General features: G+C 68.7%; 15 protein-coding genes and 1 pseudogene. 13 read left to right on the top strand and 3 right to left on the bottom strand.

Features of this window, described 5'->3' with window-relative positions; all coding sequences use genetic code 11:
• Positions 1 to 128: 128 nt before the first annotated feature.
• The 10 genes and pseudogenes from ABT115_RS07895 to ABT115_RS07850 all read left to right on the top strand — a co-directional run bounded on the left by ABT115_RS07895 (position 129) and on the right by ABT115_RS07850 (position 9826).
• On the top strand, positions 129 to 731 hold the full coding sequence (locus tag ABT115_RS07895; RefSeq protein ID WP_351785295.1) for a TetR/AcrR family transcriptional regulator: 603 nt from the start codon (positions 129 to 131) through the stop codon (positions 729 to 731).
• 74 nt (positions 732 to 805) lie between these two features.
• Positions 806 to 2041 carry an MFS transporter gene (locus ABT115_RS07890; RefSeq protein ID WP_351785235.1) on the top strand — a complete coding sequence of 412 codons (1236 nt, stop codon included), beginning with the start codon at positions 806 to 808 and terminating at the stop codon, positions 2039 to 2041.
• 522 nt (positions 2042 to 2563) lie between these two features.
• A pseudogene (locus ABT115_RS07885) lies at positions 2564 to 2710 on the top strand (hypothetical protein); the annotation flags it as partial.
• Between the two features lie 10 nt (positions 2711 to 2720).
• Complete coding sequence (locus ABT115_RS07880; RefSeq protein ID WP_351785297.1) at positions 2721 to 3035, top strand: hypothetical protein; 315 nt, start codon at positions 2721 to 2723, stop codon at positions 3033 to 3035.
• Between the two features lie 249 nt (positions 3036 to 3284).
• Positions 3285 to 4541 carry a helix-turn-helix domain-containing protein gene (locus tag ABT115_RS07875; protein ID WP_502969045.1) on the top strand — a complete coding sequence of 419 codons (1257 nt, stop codon included), beginning with the start codon at positions 3285 to 3287 and terminating at the stop codon, positions 4539 to 4541.
• Between the two features lie 326 nt (positions 4542 to 4867).
• A complete protein-coding gene (locus tag ABT115_RS07870; protein WP_351785231.1) occupies positions 4868 to 5659 on the top strand; it encodes a toll/interleukin-1 receptor domain-containing protein in 792 nt (263 codons plus the stop codon).
• On the top strand, positions 5656 to 7644 hold the full coding sequence (locus ABT115_RS07865) for a hypothetical protein (RefSeq protein WP_351785228.1): 1989 nt from the start codon (positions 5656 to 5658) through the stop codon (positions 7642 to 7644). Before ABT115_RS07870 ends, ABT115_RS07865 begins: the two co-directional genes overlap by 4 nt.
• Positions 7641 to 8981, top strand: a complete 1341-nt coding sequence (locus ABT115_RS07860; RefSeq protein WP_351785225.1) for a hypothetical protein — start codon at positions 7641 to 7643, stop codon at positions 8979 to 8981. The genes ABT115_RS07865 and ABT115_RS07860 overlap by 4 nt, the downstream gene beginning before the upstream one ends.
• A gap of 319 nt (positions 8982 to 9300) precedes the next feature.
• A complete protein-coding gene (locus ABT115_RS07855) occupies positions 9301 to 9570 on the top strand; it encodes a type II toxin-antitoxin system Phd/YefM family antitoxin (protein WP_351785222.1) in 270 nt (89 codons plus the stop codon).
• Complete coding sequence (locus ABT115_RS07850; RefSeq protein WP_351785219.1) at positions 9563 to 9826, top strand: type II toxin-antitoxin system RelE family toxin; 264 nt, start codon at positions 9563 to 9565, stop codon at positions 9824 to 9826. Before ABT115_RS07855 ends, ABT115_RS07850 begins: the two co-directional genes overlap by 8 nt.
• An 83-nt stretch (positions 9827 to 9909) precedes the next feature.
• On the opposite strand, the gene ychF is transcribed toward ABT115_RS07850, so the two are convergent.
• Positions 9910 to 10998: a redox-regulated ATPase YchF gene (ychF, locus tag ABT115_RS07845; protein ID WP_351785217.1), complete on the bottom strand. Its 1089-nt coding sequence runs from the start codon at positions 10996 to 10998 to the stop codon at positions 9910 to 9912.
• Between the two features lie 281 nt (positions 10999 to 11279).
• Here ychF and ABT115_RS07840 point away from each other — a divergent pair, with 281 nt between their 5' ends.
• Positions 11280 to 11876, top strand: a complete 597-nt coding sequence (locus ABT115_RS07840) for a DUF6542 domain-containing protein (protein ID WP_502969044.1) — start codon at positions 11280 to 11282, stop codon at positions 11874 to 11876.
• A gap of 83 nt (positions 11877 to 11959) precedes the next feature.
• Here ABT115_RS07840 and ppgK read toward each other — a convergent pair whose 3' ends face one another.
• On the bottom strand, positions 11960 to 12700 hold the full coding sequence (ppgK, locus tag ABT115_RS07835; RefSeq protein ID WP_351785215.1) for a polyphosphate--glucose phosphotransferase: 741 nt from the start codon (positions 12698 to 12700) through the stop codon (positions 11960 to 11962).
• Between the two features lie 67 nt (positions 12701 to 12767).
• Positions 12768 to 13757, bottom strand: a complete 990-nt coding sequence (locus ABT115_RS07830; RefSeq protein WP_502969043.1) for a 4-hydroxy-3-methylbut-2-enyl diphosphate reductase — start codon at positions 13755 to 13757, stop codon at positions 12768 to 12770.
• A 124-nt stretch (positions 13758 to 13881) separates the two neighbouring features.
• On the opposite strand from ABT115_RS07830, the gene xseA reads away from it, so the two are divergent.
• A complete protein-coding gene (xseA, locus tag ABT115_RS07825; protein WP_351785210.1) occupies positions 13882 to 15093 on the top strand; it encodes an exodeoxyribonuclease VII large subunit in 1212 nt (403 codons plus the stop codon).
• A 106-nt stretch (positions 15094 to 15199) separates the two neighbouring features.
• Positions 15200 to 15466, top strand: a complete 267-nt coding sequence (locus tag ABT115_RS07820; protein ID WP_351785207.1) for an exodeoxyribonuclease VII small subunit — start codon at positions 15200 to 15202, stop codon at positions 15464 to 15466.
• Positions 15467 to 15497: the final 31 nt, after the last annotated feature.

Below are 15497 nucleotides of genomic sequence, written 5' to 3'. Positions count from 1 at the left end.
TTCACCTCGTGACCTGATGGATCCCCTGCCGCTCTGGACAGCGGGAGGGAACCTCTTCCGCGCTCCACGCGGCCGGACAGAGAGCCAATTTTGTACTACCGAATACATAAAGTGATAGCGTGGCCGCCATGGGACGACCACGCATGTTCGATGAGACCGCGGTGCTCGATGCCGCCGCCGGCGAGTTCCGTGTGCACGGGTTTGCCGATACCTCCACCGAGCAGCTCTGCGAGGCAGCGGGCGTTCGGCGCAGCAGCCTGTACAACGCGTTCACCTCGAAGGATGAACTGTTCGTGCGCGCCCTGGAGCGCTACGTCGAGGCGATTCGCGAGCGCCAGACGAGCATCCTCGAGGACGACGCACTCAGCGGCGCGGACCGGCTGCGCGCACTGGTCGACGTCGCGATCGGCGAGGAAGAGACTTCCGCGAAGCACGGCCACGCGGCCGGCTGCATGGTCGTCCAGAGCTTCATGAGCCCGGACCTGCGCGAGCGGGACGATCGTATCGCCAGCATCCTCGACCGCGATCTGCGCGCTCGGACCGCCCTTCTGGCAGGAACCATCCGCGCGGGCCGGATCGACGGCTCCATCGCCGACGGGATCACCCCCGAAGAGGGGGCCATGCTCGTCATCACCATCATCTCGGGACTGCGTGTCACTGCCCAGTCCGGCATGGAGCCCGAGAAGCTCCGGCGGATCGCGCTGGCGGGACTGAACGCACTCCTGGGCTGACCAGCGCCTGAGCTCCAGACCAGGGCGCTTTCTTGCGCCATTATTTTGGATTCTAAATTACAGAAGGAAGCGTCATGCCTTCACCAATCACCATGGCCCCGACCCGGGCAGTACCCCTAGCCGTCTACGTCATCGCCGCAGGCATCTTCGCGATGACCACTAGCGAGTTCGCCGTCGCTGGACTGATGCCCCAGCTGGCCGCAGGGCTCGGCGTCGGAATCGAGCAGATCGGCTATCTTGTCACGGTCTTCGCCGTGGCGATGACGGTCGGCGGGCCGGCCCTGACGGTGCTCCTGCTGCATGTACCGCCGAAGACCGCGTTGTTGGCGATCTTCGGGATCTTTCTCGTCGGCAACGTCATCGCCGCGTTGTCGACCTCATACCTGGTCATGGTGGTCGCCCGGGTGATCAGCGGCGTCGCCTCCCAAGCGTTCTTCGGCATCGGCATCTCGATGAGCGCCAGGCTCGTGGACGAGAGCATGAGGGGCCGCGCGAGCGGGGTGGCGATGAACGGGTTGATGCTTGGCACCCTGCTCGGTCTGCCGATCGCGACCTTCGTCGGTGGCCAGTTCGGATGGCGCGCTGCGTTCTGGGCCATCTCCGCCATCACCGTCCTCGCCGCCGCTCTGACCGTCAAGTTCGTGCAGATCCCGGCTGCTTCGGGCGTGCAGGAAGAGGCACAGGTCTCGATGCGGGAAGAGCTCGCCGTGCTGCGCCGTCCTCAGTTCGTACTGGCCCTCGCCTCCAGCACCCTGATCATCGGGGCCACGTTCTCGGCGTTCAGCTTCTTCACACCGATCCTCACCGAGATCACCGGGTTCTCAGAGAGCCTCGTCCCGCTGCTCCTGCTCGCCTACGGGGCAGCGACGCTCATCGGCAACATGGTCGTCGCCCGTCTGGCCGACCGGCGGACCATCTCCACGCTTCTGGTCGGCACCGCACTCAACGCGGTCTTCCTGGCGGGGTTCGCGCTTTTCGCCGACGTCCCGCCGCTGGCCCTTGTCGCCATGCTCGGCATCGGCCTGGTCGGGGTGACGATGAACCCGGCGATGGCCGTGAGGGTGCAGCGCGCGGGCAGCACTTCGCCGCTGGTCAACACTATTCACGCGTCCTTCATCACCCTCGGCATCATCCTCAGCTCGGCGATCGGGTCGGCTCTGATTCCGTCACACGGGCTCCGCGCGCCGGTCGTGCTGGGCATCACGATGGCGGTCCTCGCCATCCTGGTGATCCTGCCTGCGCTCAGTAGCGCATACCTGCGCAATGGGAGCCGACCCAGTGCTGAAGCGCTGGTCCCGGTCGAAGCCTGACGGACGAGTGACCAAGCAGAAACCTCGCGACCACGAAGGTCGCGAGGTCCTCGCCGTGAGGTGCCACGTTCGATGCGCAGTGCAGCGACAGTCATGCGTCGGCGTTCAGCCTTGCCAGAAGCAGGGTGTCCCGGTACTCGCGGATGCGGGTGATCGCGACACCGTGCTGTGGCTCGGCCATGCCGGATCACCGCCCCAGCACGACGACGCGGACGGGCTGCAAGCGCACCTCGGCGATCCCCTACTTCTTCCCGCTCCCCGAGGGTCAGCACCAAGTCAGCACAGGGCCAGGAAACAGGCTGATCCAGCCGGAGAAAACAGGAAGGGGCCAGACCCGAAGATCTGGCCCCTGACCTGGGGTTTTGCTGCCTGATAAGCACCTCAGCCGATCATGGCGTCAGCCCGTCACACGTTGAAGCGGAATGCCTGCGGGCTGATCCTGACCTGCGACGGAGCCCCCTCCAGGGCTCCGACCTGGGATTTCCCGGTTGGCATGCGTTGGCTCCCGATGGCCGTTTACGGGTGTCCTGCGGACTGGCTGCGGACTGGCCGGGGGCGCCGCGGCAGAGAATTCCATGGCGCGCCCTCAGGGCCTGCAACGAGACTGCGCAGGTGAGCGACCGCTACCCTGTCTGCTTCTGGGAGGACGACGCCATCCAGTTGCGGTGGCCCACCATGGATGGCGGGGCGAACAAGGTCTCCCTCATCCATCAACGACCTGGCCGACCACACCCAAGTGATCCTCCACTCCCAGTTCTGGCAGGTGGACGCCGGCCGCACGTACGGCGTCTCCGGCACCGGCCTGGACTGGGAACTCGACTGGACTGAGCCCTGGGAGCACCTGGTCGAAGAGTCCCGCACCTGGCCCCTGCTGGAAGCCTCCGAAGCTCCCGCCGGCATCATCGTCGCCCCCACCTGGATCGACGAGCGCTGCGACTTCGTGAACGACTGGACCTCGCCCGTGATCCTGTCATTCTCGATCGCTATGTACTGATCGCGGTCGACGCCGGTCGCTCCAAGAAACGGATGGGAAACACAACAGAGAACGAAAGAGGCAACGGGCAACACCGCCGAACCCCCATTCTCCAGGCGCGCGTCGTGCCAGACTCACTTTCGGATGCGGACCGAAACGACGCCGTCACAGCAGGTGTTCGTCGTCGGGATTCGCGTCGGCCGCTGATCGTCGGATGACGGCTCCCGTGAGGGCGGACGGCTCTCGCGGTCACTGTTCAAGGGGAGGTTGATGATGAGCACGACTTTACGTTTTGGCCCGGAACTTCGCCGTTTACGAGTAGAAGCGGGGCTGACTCTGACTGAGTTCTCCATGGCGCTCAACTACGACAAGGGCCACATAAGCAAGGTCGAGCGCGGGGAGCGTTCCGCGTCCCCCGAACTAGCCCGGCGGTGCGACGCCTTCCTCGGCGCGGACGGCGAGCTGCAGCGCCTGGTCACCCGACCCGAGATGGACTCGGACTCGGGCACCGCCGAATCCCCCGCCGGTCCGAGCCGCTGGCTCGTCGGGCGCCGGGCGGTCCTCTCAGCGGGTACGGGAGCGCTGATCGACCTCGGCCTGAAACTCGGCAGTCAGGCGCTGTCCTCCGCCGACGACCCCCTCCTGCCCTCCTTCCGCATGCAGTTCGACCAGCTGCGGAAGCTCGGTCAGTCCACCGCACCCAAGGTCCTGTTGCCCCTGCTGGAGACGCAGACTCACATGATCGCCGGGCTGGCCGCCGACGCCCGGTCCGTTTCTCGGGCCCCTGCGCTCCTGCTCGCCTCGCGGTTCGCGGAGTTCACTGGCTGGATGGCCCAGGAGGCCGGGGACAGCGACGCGGCACTCGGCTGGACGGGCGAGGCTGCCGAACTGGCGCGCGCCGGGGGTGACCCGTACCTCGGTTCCTACGCACTGGTGCGACGCGCCCTGGTCACAATGTACGGCGGGGACGCCGCTGGCACCGTCGCCCTGGCCCGCCGCGCCCAGAGCAGCGAACTCCCGCCGCGCATCCGGGGACTCGCGGCCCAGCGGGAGGCCCAGGGGCACGCGCTCGTCGGCAACGAAGTCGACTGCCTCCGCAGCCTCGACAGGGCGCGGGAACTGCTTGCCAGCGACGGCGCCCGCAATGGCGCAGAGCCCGTGATCGGCACCTCCCATGTGAGCGATCCGGCGGCGATGTCGACCGGCTGGTGCCTGCACGACCTCGGCCGTCCCAAGGCCGCCGCCGAGGTACTCGACCGGGAGTACCGCCGCCTCCCGCCGCACGCGCTGCGTACCCGCGCCCGGTACGGCTTTCGCCGGTCCTTGGCCCATGCCGCCTCCGGGGAGGTCGAGCACGCGTGCGCGATCGCCGGGGATCTCCTGGAAGTGATGCCGGCCGTGCCCTCGGCGACGGTGAACAGCGACGTCCGGCGTCTCGCACGGGAACTCTCCCGGTTCCGGAGCAGCCGCGCCGTACGTGATCTGCAGCCCGCGCTGGCACGCGTGCTCGCCCCCGCGCACGACTGACAGCCCCTCCAAGACCGACACAGACTCGAGCCGCCCGGCTCGCCGGACTACCCGGTCCCTCCTGCCCTCCGGCCCTCCGGCCCTCCGGATCCCACGATCCCCGGCGGAACCCTCTGATCACCGCTCGACGCGTCGCATCGCGCCCCCGGCTTCTTCGGGCTGCCCGCGACCAGTGACGCACCAGGCGGCGCCCCTCCATCCGCACGCCCTCCCGTGGATGCGCCATGCCGTCCACACAGTCGGGACCTCATGGCCCGGGCGTACCGGAGCCCCGGTCCACAGCCCCGTGCCCGTTCACCCCGTCTCCTTTCACGAAGGGAACCTTCATGCCCGATGTCTTCGTCAACTACCGCACAGGCGACGAGGAGTCCGCAGCGGCCATGATCGCTCGGGAACTCGCGCGTCGGTTCGGCGACGAGCGGATCTTCTTCGCTAGCAACTCGATCGAGCCCGGACGCCGTTTCCCAGTGGAACTGGTCAGGGCGGTGGAGGAGTGCGAGGCTCTCCTCGCCGTGATCGGCCCGCGCTGGGCGGAGGTGCGGGGGGCCGACGGCCGCCCCGCCCTCGAAGCCGAGCAGGACTGGACCCGTCGCGAGATCCAGACCGCGCTCGACCGCGGGGTCCTGGTGATCCCCGTGCTCGTCGGAAAGGCCACGAGGATCGACCGCTCCGTCCTTCCGGATGATCTGCTGGAGCTGGCGGACTGCCAGTACAGGCGGTTCGACCACCGCAACGCCGAATCGGACCTGACGGCGCTCGGCGACACCCTCGCCCGGCTCCTGCCCGAGCTGGGTGCGGTGGACCGCGACGCCCGTGCGGCGCGGGAGCGGGCGGAGGCGAAGTCCCGCAAGAAGTCGGCCAAGGATGCCAGGCACACCAGGATGCGGACGCGCGACGTCGAACAGCGCGTGCGCGGCATCGGAAACCTCAACGGAGATCTGTCCGGCACCTTCGTCAACGAATCGCAGGGGCCCGTGAACACCGGTGGGGGGCACCAGTACAACGCTCCCCACTTCGAGGGCGACAACACCGGGGTCCAGTTCACCGCGGGCGACAACAGCGGTACGGTCCACCAACGCTTCGAGCGCGAGCGTCGGCGCTCGGACGACGGACGATGACCGAGCAGGACCGCGTCACCGTCAACGATCCGCGTGGCCCGGTGAACAATGGTGTAGGGCCCCAGTACGTCTTCTACGGCGGCGCGGATTGGATGATCCGCAAAGGGGTCGAGTCCCTCCGGATCGTCCGAGAGGACCGGGTGCGCCTGGCCGACCGGTTCGTTCGGCCGGTGGGCTATCGCATCGCCGCCGACTGCCTGGAGAAGCCCGGATCGGTGGTGCTGCTGGAGGCTGCGCCCGGCAGCGGCCGGCGCGCCGCAGCGATCATGCTGCTGCACGAGCTCGGTGAGGACGCAGGCGCTGAAGAGGAGCAGGAGGAGGACCGGTTCGAGGAGCTACCCGCCACGGACAAGGACGAGGCCACTCTCGCCCCCGGCGAGGGGGACCGCTTCCTCCTCGACCTCTCCGGGATCGCCGACGAGGAGGCGTATGCCAAGGCCCAGCGCCTCCTGGTCGTGCGCCGGTCACAGGTCCAGGAGGCGGGGGCCCACATGGTGGTCGTCCTGCCGTCGGGCATGGAGCACGCCCACGCGCCGGAGCTCGAACCGCACACGGTGGCGCTGGGGCGCCCTCGGGGGATCGCCGTCGTCACCCGGTACCTCCGTATGGACCGGATGGCCTTCCACTCCACGGACCTGGGGAGCTACGACCTCCAGCGCCTGTGCGAACGCTCCCCCATGCGGGAACTGGCGCGGCTCGCGGGGCTGGTGAGGTCTGCTCGCGACAGCGGCCGGTTCGGCGTCGACTTCGCGGGATGGCTCGACCAGGCGATGCACGCGGTGACCGACCGTGCCGGTGAGGTGGGCCGGCAGGTGGCCACGGTCCGCACCGCGCCCGAGCGGGCCCTGCTGCTCGCGGCGGCAGTGTTCGAGGAGGCCTGCGCCGACACCGTCTACGAGGCGTGGCACGGCTTGATGAGGACGGTGAGGCACGAGGAAGAGACGACAACCGAGCTCGCACGGACGGATTTCGGGGAGCGATTGGCGACGCTCGGGATCGAGCGGGACCTGGAAGGCCGGCTCCACTTCGGGCGGCTGGCCTACGCCGACGCGGTACGGACGTACTTCTGGGCAAACTTCCCCGGAACGCGCGACGACCTCAGGAATTGGATCGGCCATGCCGCCGGGCTCCGCGGTCTGACCACCGACGACCGGGTGAACGTCGTCGTCCGCTTCGGCGAGCGGTCCCTGGCCGTCGGGCGGCCCGACCACCTCTTCGACCTTGTGGTCCGCTGGGCGGACCACGCGACCGGGGCGTCCTGCGACCCACGAGCCGTGGCGGCCCTCCAACTCGGTCTCAGCCACGAGAGGTTCGGGGGATGGTTCCGCAGACGGATGTACGAGTGCGCGAGGTCCGACCCCTTGTCGGACGGTCTCGTTCGCGTCCTGACCGCTGCCTGCCTCCAGAGCCTCGGCGCGACGCACCCGGATCAGGCGATGGTGCGGCTCCATTACCTCGCCGTACGGAAGGGGGAGGCGGCACGCGAGGCCCGGGAAGTACTTCTCGACCTCGCCGGCCGCGGCCGTCGGCCCTACCGGCTACTGATCGACCGCCTGCGGGACCGGACGCGTCGGGAGCCGCGCGGGGCAGAGCTCCATCTCCAGCTGCTCGCTGAACTGTTGAGGAGCGACCGGGCACCGGAGCCGCCGCCGTGGCCGGACCTGTTCCTGGGCTGGGAGACGGTTTTCTCCCATCCGCCGACGGAGCGCTGGAACCTGCTGGTGAGCAGTTGGCTGAACGCCGCCGCGGGCGACAGTACGCGGGAGATGGCGCTGGGCGTGATGGTCGGGGCGACACACGGCCGCACGGCCGCTCTGCACCGCCTCTACGCCATCGCCTGCGACTGGGCGGGGCCCAGGCACCACCCGTCCCGGGCGGCCGTCGCCGCCCTCTTCTGGCAGCACATCGACAACGCGCAGTACGTCCGTACGGAGAGTACGAAGCGTGCGGACGCCGGACCACGGACCACGGAAGAGGCACGATGAAACACCGCTTTCCCAGCCTGCTGTTCGTCGCGCTCTGCGGCCTCGCACCGGCTGTGCTCGGAAACCTCCTGCACTGGTCGGCGTGGCTGTGGGGCTTCATGTCCATGGTCACATCCTCGGGCTCCCTGCTGCTCGTGATGACGGTCCTCAGCGGTGGCCGCGCGTCGGTCGATCCGTACGAGCCCGAGGAAGCTGAGCCGCCCGCGGCGCCGACGGAGCAGCCGTACCAGGAGACTCGGGTGGTCGACGCGGCGCTGCCGAGCTCAACGGACGGCTACGACTTCCTCTTCTCCGCCACCGTGTGGTGGAGGCCGGTCCCCGACCACGCCGACTGGTCCGACGGCGCCTCCCCAGCCCTCGCCGTTTCCTCGGTCGTCAGCCGGGCCCTGCAGGTCGTCCGCCTCGAGGAGCCCGGCCGGGCGAGCTTCGCACGGTATCTCCTGGAAGGGGAGCTGGGCGCCCCGCTCCCGGACCGGAGCGGACGGGTGAAGGCCCTGGCGGCCGATGTGACACTGACCCTCGCCCCCGCCGACCGCGAGCGCCTGCGGAAATTGAACGACCTTCGCAAGGACGAGGAGCTCTGGGAGTACGAGCGTCAGCACGAGCGCAACAAGCGGGGCTACCTCGGTGACGACGTGCTCAAGAGCACGGGCAGCGCCGTGGTGTGGTGGCTGGCCCGTCACGAGGACGACATCGAGAAGGCAGTCGACATGATCGGTCCGCTCGCCCAGATCTCGGCGGCGGCCAAGAACGAGGAAGTACCCGAGATCTTCCGGCACCTGCTCGTCCCGCCCGTGGACGCGCGGACCGAAGCAACCGTCGGAGGCCCGCTGTGGGACGGACACGCCCAAGGAGGAGGGACGTTCGACCGCGAGGAGGAAGTGGGGGTTTCGGATCGGCTGCTCCTGCTGCTGGCGGCGGTGGGCCTGAAGCCGGACATGGATGAGTACACGGTGTTCGTGCACCGTGTGGTGCGGAGCCTGGAGGCGGCCGGGCTGGACGATGCCGCCGAGGAGATCAGGCGGACCCTTCTCCCGGCGCCCGACGAGGGGCCGGAGGGTGAGCCTCCGAGCGAGGGGGACACCACCGGGCCCTGGTCGCCGCGCTTCCAAGCCCCCGAGGGCGCGCCGTTCACCGACGCGGCCGCGGACCCGGATGCCGACGCGGACACGTTCACGCCGGGGTCCGCGGAGAGCGGCGCAGGCGAACGGAACCAAGACCGGCAGGAGACGAGCGAGGACGACATGGCGCCCCCCTACTTCTGGGACACCTCGCACAGCCCGCACCGGCCCGCCGCACCTCGCGCACAGGACGAGGACGACGAGGACAGGAGCTGATCCGGTAGACGGTCGGCCCTCCGAGGCTCCCCCTTCACCGCTCACCGCGGCGGGGGAGTCTTTCCTGTCCCGAGACCTGGGCACGAGGAGGCTCAGGACCGCCAACGCTGCACAACAACGCCGGTAAACGATCGAGGCCTCACCGACTCCCGTACCTCACCTGACATCCGCCACTCACAGCGGCCAGGCGGTCAGCAAATCGCCGGGGCCGTAGGTGGCGGATCTCCGTCCCGGAATCAGCCACCCAATCGGCAGCTCATCCCAACGAGTGCATGCAACCCAGATTGTGTACACATGGCACACTCGGTACCCTTGGCGCATGACTCAGCCGCTGCCCATAGAGTCCATCCGCGACGTACGCGCTCACTTGGCCGAAGTCGTCGAACGGGCCGACCGCGACGACACGCCCACTGTCATCACCCGCCGCGGCAAGCAGGTCGCCGCCGTGGTCTCGATCGAGGTGCTGCACAAGTACCAGGAGTGGGAAGAGCGCGAGATCAACCGCATCATCGACGAACGCATGGCGAGCCCGGCCGTCGGCGTCCCGATCGAGGACGTGATGAGGGAGACGCTGGCACGCAGTGAGTGACTACCGCACGATGTTCCGACCCGAGGCCCAGGCCGAGCTTCGCAAGATCCCTCGCGACATGGCGCTTCGCATCCTGGCCAAACTGACAGAGCTGGAGAGCGACCCTTTCGGCTTCAACACCACGGCACTTGTATCCCAGCCTGAGCGCCGCCGCCTACGAGTCGGCGACTATCGCGTCTTCTACACCATCGACAACGGGGAACTAGTGGTGTGGGTCGTACACGTCGGACACCGCTCCACGGTCTACGACACGTAGCCGCTTCAGGTTCTGCGGACTCCTGCGGACAGCACAACGGCCTGACCTGCCTTCTCGCAGGTCAGGCCGTTATTCACGTCCAATCAGACGTTGAAGCGGAACTCCACCACGTCCCCGTCCTGCATCACATAGTCCTTGCCCTCCATGCGGGCCTTGCCCTTGGCACGGGCCTCGGCGACCGAGCCCGTTTCGACCAGGTCCTCGAAGGAGACGATCTCCGCCTTGATGAAGCCCTTCTGGAAGTCGGTGTGGATCACACCGGCCGCCTCGGGAGCCGTGGCGCCCTTCTTGATCGTCCAGGCTCGGGCTTCCTTCGGGCCTGCGGTGAGGTAGGTCTGCAGGCCCAGGGTGTCGAAGCCGACGCGGCCGAGGGTGGCGAGGCCGGGTTCGTCCTGGCCCATGGACTGGAGGAGCTCGAGGGCCTCGTCGTCGTCGAGCTCGATCAGCTCGGACTCGATCTTGGCGTTGAGGAAGATCGCCTCGGCGGGGGCGACCAGGGCGCGCTGCTCGTCCTTGAAGTCCTCGTCGACCAGCTCGTCCTCGTCCACGTTGAAGACGTAGAGGAAGGGCTTGGTGGTGAGGAGGTGCAGCTCGTGGAGGAGCTTGCCCTTCTCCGTGCCTGCGGTGATGCCCGCGGCGAAGAGGGTCTGGCCGGACTCGAGGATCTTCTGGGCCTCCTCGACCGCGGCGAGGACCGCGACCTTCTCCTTCTGGAGGCGGGACTCCTTCGTGAGGCGCGGCACGGCCTTCTCGATGGACTGGAGGTCGGCGAGGATCAGCTCGGTGTTGATCGTCTCGATGTCGTCCTTGGGCGAGACCTTGCCGTCGACGTGGACGACGTTCTCGTCCTTGAAGGCGCGGATGACCTGGCAGATCGCGTCGGACTCACGGATGTTCGCGAGGAACTTGTTGCCCAGGCCCTCACCCTCCGAAGCACCTCGGACGATGCCGGCGATGTCGACGAAGTCGACGGTGGCCGGGAGCAGACGCTGTGAGCCGAAGATCTCGGCCAGCTTGTTCAGGCGGGCGTCCGGGACGCCGACGACGCCCACGTTCGGCTCGATCGTGGCGAACGGGTAGTTGGCCGCCAGCACGTCGTTCTTGGTCAGGGCGTTGAACAGGGTCGACTTGCCGACATTCGGCAGGCCGACGATTCCGATCGTGAGCGACACGTTGGCGACTTCCTGAGGAGTGAGAAGGAGTGAGGAGAGTGAGAAGAGTGAGGAGAAGAGTCAGGAGGAGGAATGAGGAGGCGGTGGGACGAGCGGAAATGCATCGGGCCCGGGCGGGCCGATTCTCCAGTTTACGGGCGGGGGCGACCGGGTAACCACGGGTCCGGTCGGGCGTCGATTCGGCTCCCGTTCGGCCGTGTGGCATCGAACTCACCCCCAAGGTCGCCCAAAGCGCGTGTCCCGCACCTGTTTCCTCCCGCCCGGCAACCTACGTTGTCCCGGTGGAGCAGCACAGGACACGTCCCCCGCAGCGCAGGCAGTCTCAGCAGGCCCCGCTGTCCCCGCAGGGCACCATCGACGAAGCCGCCGCCGTCTATCAGGTGATGGACGCGAAGCCGGAGGGCCGGTCCCGGCCGTTGCCACCCGCCGTTCTCGCGCTGCGCAGGCTGCCGAATCCCCGGCTGACCGGCATCGGCGCGGGACTCTTCGCCGCCGCCTCCATGTTCGTACTGGCGTGCCTCGACCAGCTGATCCTCGACGGTTCAGCGACCGTGTTCGGGCTGCTGTTCCTGCCGGTCAGCGCGCTGACCGCGCTGTGGGTACGGCCTGCGGACCTGGTGACCGCGCCGATCATCGTGCCGATCGCGTTCGCCGTCGGTGTCATCCCGATCTCCGGCGGCACCAGCGGCTTCGGCGGCCAGACCATGGCGCTCGTCACCGCGCTCGCCGTACATGCCGGGTGGCTGTACGGCGGGACGCTCATCGCCGGGCTCATCACGACCGTACGGAAGGTTCGGCTGATGCGGCAGAGGCAACGTCAGCGTCGGATGCTGCTCGCCGCGCGGCCGGCGCAGCCGCCCCGTCGCCCCCAGCGCTGACCCAGGGCCGACAAAGGGCGGCCTCGTCGCCCTCAGCGTGGCCGGTGCCGCAGGGCAGGCGCGGGCGGGGCACCTGGTGGGTCCTACGCCGGGTTCGCCGCCGCCATCGCCGCTCCCACGATGCCCGCGTTGTTCTGCAGCTCCGCCGGCACCATCTCGGCCCGTACATGCTCGATCAGCGGCAGGAACTTGTCAGCCTTGCGGCTGACTCCGCCGCCGATGATGAAGAGCTCGGGAGAAAACAGCATCTCCACATGGCTCAGGTACTTCTGCACCCGGTGCGCCCAGTGGTGCCAGCTCAGCTCCTCGTCCTCCTTGGCCTTGGTGGAGGCGTGCGTCTCCGCGTCGTGGCCGTTCAGCTCCAGGTGGCCCAGCTCGGTGTTGGGGACGAGCTTGCCGTCGATGAAAAGGGCGCTGCCGATCCCCGTACCGAGCGTCAGTACGATCACCGTCCCCTTGCGGCCGCGCCCCGCGCCGAACGCCATCTCCGCGATGCCGGCCGCGTCGGCGTCGTTCAGGAGTGTGACGGGCAGGCCGAGTCTGTCGCCGAGCAGTCCGCGGGCGTCCGTATCGATCCAGCCCTTGTCGACATTGGCCGCGGTGCGTGTGCAGCCGTCGGTGACGACGCCCGGGAAGGTGATGCCCACTGGGCCCGACCAGTCGAAATGACCGACCACCTCGGCCACGCAATCGGCCACGTCCTTGGGCGTGGCCGGGTGCGGTGTCAGTACTTTGTGGCGCTCCTGCGCCAGGTCTCCGCGGTCCAGGTCCACAGGGGCGCCCTTGATCCCGGATCCGCCGATGTCCACGCCGAAGATCTGCATGCAATCCACGGTACGTGCAGGCGGCCGGGCTCACTTCCCGGAACGGGAAGCCGTCGACGCGAAGCCGTCACTTCTCCGCAAGTGCCGCGGCCTCGGCGCGCAGGTCACGGCGGAGCTCCTTGGGCAGCGAGAACGTGATGGACTCCTCGGCCGCCTTCACGATCTCCACGTCCTCGAAACCGCGCTCCGAGAGCCATGCCAGAACGCCGTCGACCAGGACCTCGGGGACGGATGCGCCCGAGGTGACACCGACCGTGGAGACGCCGTCCAGCCAGGCCTCGTCGATTTCGTCGGCGAAGTCGACCAGATGGGCGTCGTTGGCACCGGCGTCGAGGGCGACCTCGACCAGGCGGACCGAGTTGGAGGAGTTCTTGGAGCCGACGACGATCACGAGGTCGGCGTCCGCGCCCATCTGCTTCACGGCGATCTGGCGGTTCTGCGTGGCGTAGCAGATGTCGTCGCTGGGCGGCGAGGTCAGGAGCGGAAACTTCTGCTTGAGCGCGCCGACGGTCTCCATCGTCTCGTCGACGGAGAGCGTGGTCTGGGAGAGCCAGACGACCTTCGACGGGTCACGCACCTCGACATCGGCAACGTCCTCGGGGCCGTCGACCAGCGTGATGTGCTCGGGGGCCTCGCCGGAGGTGCCGATGACCTCCTCGTGGCCCTCGTGGCCGATCAGAAGGATGTCGAAGTCGTCCTGTGCGAAGCGGACGGCTTCCTTGTGGACCTTGGTGACCAGGGGGCAGGTCGCGTCGATCGTGGCGAGCTTCCGCTCCGCCGCCTCCTCGTGCACCGTCGGTGCGACACCGTGCGCGGAGAACATCACGATCGAGCCCTCGGGGACCTCCGCCGTCTCCTCGACGAAGATCGCACCCTTCTTCTCCAGGGTCTGTACGACGTACTTGTTGTGGACGATCTCGTGGCGCACGTACACCGGGGAGCCGTACTGCTCCAGGGCTTTCTCCACGGCGATCACGGCACGGTCCACCCCCGCGCAGTAGCCACGGGGAGCGGCGAGCAGGACGCGGCGGGGTGTCGTAGCAGTCATGCGTCCCATCGTAAGGCCGAGCCGAACGCGCGGAAGATCGGCAGGGTCGTCGTGAGACTGATGCGTCCGGTGGCGAGGCGTGGCGGCTGTCGTGGGCGGCTGATTGTCGGTGGGGGCGGATACGCTCGCTCGCATGGCTCTCCAAACGTCCCCGGAAGCTCCGCTGCCTGTCGGTGAGGTGTCGCGGCTCATCGGGGGGTGGATCGACCGGCTCGGCGCTGTCTGGGTCGAGGGGCAGATCACCCAGCTGTCGCGGCGGCCGGGCGCGGGCGTGGTGTTTCTGACGCTGCGCGACCCGTCGCAGGACATCTCGGTGAGCGTGACGTGCTTCCGCCAGGTCTTCGACCGGATCGCGGCTGTCGTGACGGAGGGGGCGCGGGTCGTCGTCCTCGCCAAGCCCGAGTGGTACGCGCCGCGCGGCCAGCTGTCCCTGCGGGCCACGGAGATACGGCCGGTCGGCATCGGTGAGCTGCTGGTCCGCCTTGAGCAGCTGAAGAAGTCGCTGGCCGCGGAGGGGCTCTTCGCGCTCGACCGGAAGAAGCCGCTGCCGTTCCTGCCGCAGCTGATCGGACTGGTCTGTGGCCGGGCCTCGGCGGCCGAGCGCGACGTCCTGGAGAATGCTCGGCGGCGGTGGCCCGCGGTGCGGTTCGAGGTGCGCAACACGGCGGTGCAGGGGGTGCACGCGGTGAATCAGGTCGTCCAGGCCGTGAAGGAGCTGGACGACCTCCCGGACGTCGACGTGATCGTCGTGGCGCGGGGCGGCGGCAGCGTGGAGGATCTGCTGCCGTTCTCGGACGAGCAGCTGATCCGTACAGTCGCCGTGTGCCGTACGCCGGTGGTGTCGGCGATCGGTCATGAGCCGGACTCTCCGCTGCTCGACCTGGTCGCGGATCTGCGTGCCTCCACTCCGACGGATGCGGCGAAGAAGGTCGTGCCCGATGTGGGCGAGGAACTGGACCGGGTGCAGCAGCTGCGGGACCGTGCGCTGCGGACGGTACGGGGGGTGCTGGACCGGGAGGAGCGGGGGCTGGCTCATGCACTGGGCCGGCCCGCCATGGAGCATCCCCAGCGGATGGTGGACGAGCGGGCGTCGGAGATCGATGCGCTGATCGGGCGGGGGCGGCGGGTGCTGGGGCATCTGCTGGACCGGGCGGACTCGGAGCTCGCCCACACCCGGGCGCGGGTAATCGCGTTGTCGCCCGCGGCGACGCTGGAGCGCGGGTATGCGGTGCTGCAGCGGGCGGACGGCCATGTGGTGCGGGCTCCCGCGGACGCGGGGGCGCCGGGCGATGTACTTCGGGCGCGGGTTGCGGGGGGCGAGTTCGCGGTGCGGGTGGGCGAGTGAGCGAGCGGAGGTTCAATGCGGGGGCGGACGGGCGGCCGCGGCACCTCGAAGCTGATGACGGGCAAGGTCTCAGGCCCCTGGTGGGCCGGAACGTAGGGTGGGACGCATGACGGACGACGGGACTACGACAGCTGATTCCGCGGGCACGCTCGGATACGAGCAGGCTCGTGACGAGCTGATCGAGGTGGTGCGCCGCCTGGAGGCGGGCGGTACGACGCTGGAGGAGTCCCTCGCGCTGTGGGAGCGGGGCGAGGAGCTGGCGAAGGTGTGCCGGCACTGGCTGGAAGGCGCGCGTGCACGACTGGACGCGGCCCTCGCGGGGCCGGCCGCCCCCCAGGAGAACGGCGGCGCCAAGTCAGCCGACAACAGCTGAGAAGCTATTGTCTCCCCGGCTCACCTGGCTT

It is taken from the genome of Streptomyces sp. NPDC001832 (assembly GCF_040297265.1).
Classification (GTDB): domain Bacteria; phylum Actinomycetota; class Actinomycetes; order Streptomycetales; family Streptomycetaceae; genus Streptomyces.
This window is presented reverse-complemented; position numbering and strand designations above follow the sequence as displayed.

Excerpts from the sequence above, each read along its gene's own strand:
- ABT115_RS07855 (WP_351785222.1), top strand. The coding sequence starts at position 9,301 with ATGACTCAGCCGCTGCCCATAGAGTCCATCCGCGACGTACGCGCTCAC.
- ABT115_RS07890 (WP_351785235.1), top strand. The coding sequence starts at position 806 with ATGCCTTCACCAATCACCATGGCCCCGACCCGGGCAGTACCCCTAGCC.
- xseA (WP_351785210.1), top strand. The coding sequence starts at position 13,882 with ATGGCTCTCCAAACGTCCCCGGAAGCTCCGCTGCCTGTCGGTGAGGTG.
- ABT115_RS07870 (WP_351785231.1), top strand. The coding sequence starts at position 4,868 with ATGCCCGATGTCTTCGTCAACTACCGCACAGGCGACGAGGAGTCCGCA.
- ABT115_RS07865 (WP_351785228.1), top strand. The coding sequence starts at position 5,656 with ATGACCGAGCAGGACCGCGTCACCGTCAACGATCCGCGTGGCCCGGTG.
- ABT115_RS07860 (WP_351785225.1), top strand. The coding sequence starts at position 7,641 with ATGAAACACCGCTTTCCCAGCCTGCTGTTCGTCGCGCTCTGCGGCCTC.
- ABT115_RS07875 (WP_502969045.1), top strand. The coding sequence starts at position 3,285 with ATGATGAGCACGACTTTACGTTTTGGCCCGGAACTTCGCCGTTTACGA.
- ABT115_RS07830 (WP_502969043.1), bottom strand. The coding sequence starts at position 13,757 with ATGGGACGCATGACTGCTACGACACCCCGCCGCGTCCTGCTCGCCGCT.
- ABT115_RS07895 (WP_351785295.1), top strand. The coding sequence starts at position 129 with ATGGGACGACCACGCATGTTCGATGAGACCGCGGTGCTCGATGCCGCC.
- ABT115_RS07880 (WP_351785297.1), top strand. The coding sequence starts at position 2,721 with ATGGCGGGGCGAACAAGGTCTCCCTCATCCATCAACGACCTGGCCGAC.
- ABT115_RS07820 (WP_351785207.1), top strand. The coding sequence starts at position 15,200 with ATGACGGACGACGGGACTACGACAGCTGATTCCGCGGGCACGCTCGGA.
- ppgK (WP_351785215.1), bottom strand. The coding sequence starts at position 12,700 with ATGCAGATCTTCGGCGTGGACATCGGCGGATCCGGGATCAAGGGCGCC.